At 72.9% G+C, this 6,171-nt stretch carries 5 protein-coding genes and 2 riboswitches; all 5 genes read left to right on the top strand.

Features of this window, described 5'->3' with window-relative positions; all coding sequences use genetic code 11:
* The first annotated feature begins 110 nt into the window (after nucleotides 1-110).
* A complete protein-coding gene (locus D476_RS0123285) occupies nucleotides 111-1,169 on the top strand; it encodes a 3-deoxy-7-phosphoheptulonate synthase (RefSeq protein ID WP_017626330.1) in 1,059 nt (352 codons plus the stop codon).
* A 261-nt stretch (nucleotides 1,170-1,430) separates the two neighbouring features.
* A riboswitch (glycine riboswitch) is annotated at nucleotides 1,431-1,530 on the top strand.
* Nucleotides 1,531-1,630, top strand: a riboswitch (glycine riboswitch).
* 49 nt (nucleotides 1,631-1,679) lie between these two features.
* On the top strand, nucleotides 1,680-2,813 hold the full coding sequence (gcvT, locus tag D476_RS0123295) for a glycine cleavage system aminomethyltransferase GcvT (RefSeq protein WP_017626331.1): 1,134 nt from the start codon (nucleotides 1,680-1,682) through the stop codon (nucleotides 2,811-2,813).
* 182 nt (nucleotides 2,814-2,995) lie between these two features.
* Nucleotides 2,996-3,376 carry a glycine cleavage system protein GcvH gene (gene gcvH, locus D476_RS0123300; protein ID WP_017626332.1) on the top strand — a complete coding sequence of 127 codons (381 nt, stop codon included), beginning with the start codon at nucleotides 2,996-2,998 and terminating at the stop codon, nucleotides 3,374-3,376.
* A gap of 4 nt (nucleotides 3,377-3,380) precedes the next feature.
* Entirely contained in the window at nucleotides 3,381-4,649 is a 1,269-nt protein-coding gene (locus D476_RS0123305; protein WP_017626333.1) for a serine hydroxymethyltransferase, read from the top strand.
* A 176-nt stretch (nucleotides 4,650-4,825) separates the two neighbouring features.
* Nucleotides 4,826-6,171, top strand: a 1,346-nt coding sequence (locus D476_RS0123310) for an L-serine ammonia-lyase (RefSeq protein ID WP_017626334.1), incomplete at its 3' end; no start/stop codon positions are given.

Genomic DNA, 6,171 nt, shown 5'->3' on the forward strand with positions numbered 1-6,171 from the left:
CGATGACCCGCACCACACTCCCGCCGCACCGCTCGGACCGGCGGCCCCGATGGCGCTAGGGTTCCAGGAGGGCCGACCGGGGACGACGGGGACGAGGAGCATCCGCCACCATGACGAGCAGCACCAATGACACCCGCATCGCCAGTTACCGGCCGCTGGTCGCGCCGCGCGACGTGCTGGCCGAGCTGCCGATGGGCCCCGAGCGCACGGCGCTCGTGGAGGACGCCCGGGCCGAGGTCGCGCGGGTGCTGAACGGCGAGGACGACCGGCTGCTGGTCATCGTGGGGCCGTGCTCGGTGCACGACCCGGAGGCGGCGCTCGACTACGCGCGCCGCCTCAAGGAGCTGACGCCGTCGGTCTCGGCCGACCTGTGCGTGGTGATGCGGGTCTACTTCGAGAAGCCGCGCACCACCCTGGGCTGGAAGGGCCTGATCAACGACCCGGGCCTGGACGAGAGCCACGACGTGCACCGCGGCCTGCGCACCGCGCGCAAGCTGCTGCTGGACATCGGCTCGCTGGGGGTCCCGGCCGGCACCGAGTTCCTCGACCCGATCACCCCCCAGTACATCGCCGACGCCGTCACCTGGGGGGCGATCGGCGCCCGCACCACCGAGAGCCAGGTGCACCGCCAGCTCAGCAGCGGCCTGAGCATGCCGGTCGGCTTCAAGAACGGCACCGACGGCGACGTGCAGGTGGCGGTGGACGCCTGCGGGGCGGCCGCCGCCCCGCACACCTTCTTCGGCGTCGACCCGGCCGGGGCCGGGTCGGTGGTCAGCACCAGCGGCAACCCCGACTGCCACCTCATCCTGCGCGGCGGGCGCACCGGCCCCAACTACGGGGCCGAGCACGTGCGGTCCGCGCTGGACACCGTGGAGGGCGCCGGGCTGCGCCGCCGGGTGATGATCGACGCCTCGCACGCCAACAGCGGCAAGGACCACAAGCGCCAGCCGGTCGTCGCCCAGGACATCGCGGCCCAGGTCGCCGACGGGCAGCAGGGCATCGTCGGCGTGATGCTGGAGAGCTTCATCGAGGAGGGCGCGCAGAAGCTGGGCGACCCCTCCGAGCTGGTGTACGGCAAGTCCATCACCGACAAGTGCATGGGCTGGGACACCACCCTCGACGTGCTGCAGGGCTTGGCCGAGGCGGTGCGCCGCCGCCGCAAGGCCTGAGCACCCGCAGGAAGGGTCCGGCACGCTCCGCGTGCCGGACCCTTCCGCGTCCGCGCGCCTCCGCTCAGTCGGCCCCCGCCGCTTCGAGGGCCCCGGGGCCGGGGTGGACCTCGTCTTCGGCACCGACCTGCTCGGCGGCATGCAGGCCCACCAGAGCGAGGAGTTCGCCATCCGGCCCAGGTCACGGCGCTGCCCAGGGGCGGTTCGGAGGGGCCGCCCCTGTCCCTGCCGGAGGCGCGCTGCTACTCTGAAGCCGGTCGACGACCCCGTACGGGAGAGAGTCCGCGCAGCCGGCGCGGGCCGCCGAAGGAGCAAACCCTCCCCAGAGAACCTCTCAGGCGCTGCGGACCGTACGGGCCAGACCACTCTGGAAAGCAGGGGCACCGCCGCCCCTCGCCGAAGGTGCAAGCCGCGCCGAGCGCGCGGTGAAGCTCTCAGGCACCGATGACAGAGGGGGAGGATGGCTACGCCTTTGGCTGCACAACGACGACCATCCTCTCGGGAGTGACCATGACATCCGCCGGCGGCGCGTCCGCGAACCTCCGCGAAACCGCCCTCCGCTCCGCGCACGAGGCGCTGGGCGCCACCCTGGTCGACTTCGCGGGCTGGCTGATGCCCCTTCGCTACTCCGGTGAGAAGGCCGAGCACACGGCCGTCCGGGAGAAGGCGGGCCTGTTCGACCTCTCCCACATGGGCGAGGTCCGCGTCATGGGCCCCCAGGCCGCCGACGTCCTCGACTACGCGATGGTCGGGTTCCTGTCCAAGGTCGCCGTGGGCCGCGCCCGCTACACGATGATCACCGACGAGGACGGCGGCGTCCTCGACGACCTGATCGTCTACCGCCTCGCCGACGACGACTACCTGGTCGTCCCCAACGCGGCCAACGCCGCCACGGTGCTGGCCGCCCTCCAGGAGCGGGCCCAGAGCTTCGACGCCCGGGTGGAGGACCGCTCCGCCGACACCGCGCTGATCGCGCTCCAGGGCCCGGCCGCCGTGGACATCCTGGCGCAGCTCACCGACGCCGACCTGGCGGAGATCACGTACTACGCCGGGTACCGGCACACCGTCGCGGGCCGCCCGGTGCTGCTCGCCCGCACCGGCTACACCGGCGAGGACGGCTTCGAGCTGTTCATCGAGCCCGCTTCGGCCGCCCCCGCCGTGTGGGACGCCCTGCTCAAGGCGGGCGAGCCGCACGGCCTGGTCCCGGCCGGGCTGTCGGCGCGCGACACCCTGCGCCTGGAGGCCGGGATGCCACTGTACGGCCAGGAGCTCACCCGCGACCTCACCCCCTTCGACGCCGGGCTGGGCCGGGTCGTCAAGTTCGAGAAGGGCGGCTTCGTCGGCCGGGAGGCGCTGGAGCGCGCCGCCGAGCGCAGCGCCGACCGCAGCGGCGGGCGCCGCCTGATCGGGCTGTCCGCGCGCGGGCGCCGCCCCATCCGCAAGGACATGCCGCTGCTGCGCGACGGCGAGCAGGTCGGAACGCTCACCAGCGGCGCCCCCTCCCCCACCCTGGGCACCCCCATCGCGATGGCCTACGTCGACGCCGACCTGGACACCGCCACCGGGGAGTTCGCCGTGGACGTGCGCGGCCGCGCCGAGCCCGTGGACGTCGTCGAGCTCCCGTTCTACAAGCGGGAACGCTGAGTTCCGGCGGCGCCGCCGCGCCGCCGCCCCAGGTCGCGAGCCGTGTGTGCGGGCAGGCGGCCCACCAGGCAGAATTGCCACCGGGTGGGTGCGATCCGCACGAAGCGCCCGCGGTCCCTCGGCCGCTCGCGGCGGCCGGACCCGGTAACCGGACACCACTGACGAATCCTCCTGGAGAGAAATTGAGCGTTCCCGCGGAGCTGAGCTACACCGAAGAGCACGAGTGGGTCTCCATCAGCGACGGCGTGGCGACGATCGGCATCACCACCTACGCCGCCGAGGCGCTCGGTGAGATCGTCTTCGTCGAGCCGCCGGAGGCGGGCGCCACCGTGGCCGCCGGGGACACCTGCGGCGAGGTCGAGTCCACCAAGTCCGTGAGCGACATCTACGCTCCGGTCAGCGGCGAGGTGGTCGACGTCAACGGCGCGGCCGTGGAGGACCCTGAGATCATCGGAAACGACCCCTACGGGCAGGGCTGGCTGTTCAAGGTCGAGCTGTCCGAGGAGCCGCAGAACCTTCTCTCCCCGGAGAAGTACACCCAGCTGACCGAAGGCGAAGGCTGATTCCATGACCGATCGCACCCTTCTCGACCAGACCCTCAAGGAGTTCGATCCCGAGGTCGCCGCGGCCGTCGACCAGGAGCTGTCCCGCCAGCGGGGCACCCTGGAGATGATCGCCTCGGAGAACTTCGCTCCGCGCGCCGTGCTGGAGGCCCAGGGCACGGTGCTCACCAACAAGTACGCCGAGGGCTACCCGGGGCGGCGCTACTACGGCGGCTGCGAGCACGTCGACGTGGTGGAGCAGCTGGCGATCGAGCGCGCCAAGTCGCTGTTCGGCGCCGAGCACGCCAACGTGCAGCCGCACTCGGGCGCCCAGGCCAACACCGCGGTGTACTTCGCCCTGCTCAAGCCGGGCGACACCATCCTGGGGCTGGACCTGGCGCACGGCGGCCACCTCACCCACGGGATGAAGCTCAACTACTCCGGCAAGATCCTCAACCCCGTGCCCTACCACGTGCGCGACGAGGACGGCCTGGTCGACTACGACGAGGTGGAGCGGCTGGCCAAGGAGCACCGCCCGGCGATGATCGTCGCCGGCTGGTCGGCCTACCCCCGGCAGCTCGACTTCGCCCGGTTCCGCCAGATCGCCGACGCGGTGGGCGCCTACCTGATGGTGGACATGGCGCACTTCGCCGGACTGGTCGCCGCCGGGCTGCACCCCAGCCCGGTGCCGCACGCCGACGTGGTCACCACCACCACGCACAAGACGCTGGGCGGCCCCCGCTCCGGCCTCATCCTGTGCAAGGAGGAGCTGGCCAAGAAGATCAACTCCGCGGTCTTCCCGGGCATGCAGGGCGGTCCGCTGGAGCACGTGATCGCGGGCAAGGCGGTGGCGCTCAAGGCGGCCGCCTCCGACGACTTCCGCGACCGCCAGAAGCGCACGGTGGCCGGGGCGCGCATCCTCGCCGAGCGGCTGACCCGCCCCGACGCGGCCGAGGCCGGGGTGAAGGTGCTCAGCGGCGGCACCGACGTGCACCTGGTTCTGGTGGACCTGGTCGACTCCGAGCTCAACGGGCAGGAGGCCGAGGACCGCCTGGACGAGATCGGCATCACCGTCAACCGCAACGCGGTGCCCAACGACCCGCGCCCGCCGATGGTGACCTCGGGGCTGCGCATCGGCACCCCGGCGCTGGCCACCCGCGGGTTCGGCGAGGAGGACTTCGCCGAGGTCGCCGACGTCATCGCCGAGGCGCTCAAGCCGGGCTACGACGCGGCCGCCCTGCGCGGCCGGGTCGAGGCCCTGGTGCGCAAGCACCCGCTCTACCCGGACCTGTAGGCCCGGACCCGGCCGCACGGCCGGGAGCCTTCGACGGCAGCCGGGCCGGGCGCGGCCCCCGCTCACCGAGCGGAACCGCGTGCGACCCGGCTATTTTCGTATCCGGGGGACGTTCCTGTATCCGCACCCCGTTCCCCTATCCGCATCCCCTGTGCTCGACGAGGAGGGCAGGACAGATGGCCATCAGCGTCTTCGACCTGTTCAAGACCGGCATCGGACCGTCCAGTTCGCACACCGTGGGCCCGATGAAGGCGGCCGCGACCTTCGTCGACGGCCTGGCCGCCGAGGGCGCGGCGGAGCGGACCGCGGCCCTGCGCTGCGACCTGTACGGGTCGCTGGCGCTCACCGGGAAGGGGCACGGCAGCGACACCGCGGTGGTCCTGGGGCTGCTCGGCGAGACCCCGGAGGGGGTGGACCCGGACGCGGTGCCGGACCTGCTGGAGGCGGTGCGCACGAGCGGGCGGCTGCGGCTGGGCGGCACCGGGCCCGAGATCGCCTTCGACCCGGCGCGCGACGTGGAGTTCCTCCGCAAGGAGACGCTGCCGGGCCACCCGAACGGGATGCGGTTCACCGCCCTGGACGCCGAGGGCGGCGAGCTGCGCTCCCGGGTGTACTACTCGGTGGGCGGGGGCTTCGTGGTGGACGAGGAGGCCTCCGGCGCGGACCGGGTCATCCCGGACACCACCCCGGTGCCCTACCCCTTCGCCACCGCGCAGGAGCTGTTGGACGTGTGCCGGGAGACCGGCATGTCGATCAGCGCGGTGATGCTCGCCAACGAGCGGGCGTTCGGCCGCACCGCCGAGCAGGTGCGGGCGGAGCTGCTGGAGATCTGGCGGGTGATGCGGGCCTGCGTGCGCCGGGGGGTGACGACCGAGGGGACGCTCCCGGGCGGCCTGCGGGTGCCGCGCCGGGCGCACCGGCTGTACCGCCAGCTCGGGGGGCGCTGCGACGACACGGGGCTGCTGCCGCCGGACGACGCCGACCGCTCGGACCCGCTGCACGGCAGCGACTGGATCACCCTGTACGCGCTGGCGGTGAACGAGGAGAACGCGGCCGGCGGTCGGGTGGTGACCGCCCCGACCAACGGCGCGGCCGGGATCGTCCCGGCGGTGCTGCACTACCACACCCACTTCGACCGGGGCGCGAACGAGGAGGGCGTGGTCCGGTTCCTGCTGGCGGCGGGGGCGATCGGCATCCTGTTCAAGGAGAACGCCTCGATCTCCGGTGCGGAGGTCGGCTGCCAGGGCGAGGTCGGTTCGGCGTCGTCGATGGCGGCCGGGGGCCTGGCGGAGGCGCTGGGGGCGACCCCGTCCCAGGTGGAGAACGCGGCGGAGATCGCCATGGAGCACAACCTGGGCCTGACGTGCGACCCGATCGGGGGGTTGGTCCAGGTCCCGTGCATCGAGCGCAACGCGGTGGCGTCGGTGAAGGCGGTGACCGCCACCCGCATGGCGATGCGGGGCGACGGCAGCCACTTCGTGTCCCTGGACAAGGTGATCAGGACGATGCGGGACACCGGCCG

Source organism: Nocardiopsis chromatogenes YIM 90109 (assembly GCF_000341185.1).
Taxonomy (GTDB): domain Bacteria; phylum Actinomycetota; class Actinomycetes; order Streptosporangiales; family Streptosporangiaceae; genus Nocardiopsis_A; species Nocardiopsis_A chromatogenes.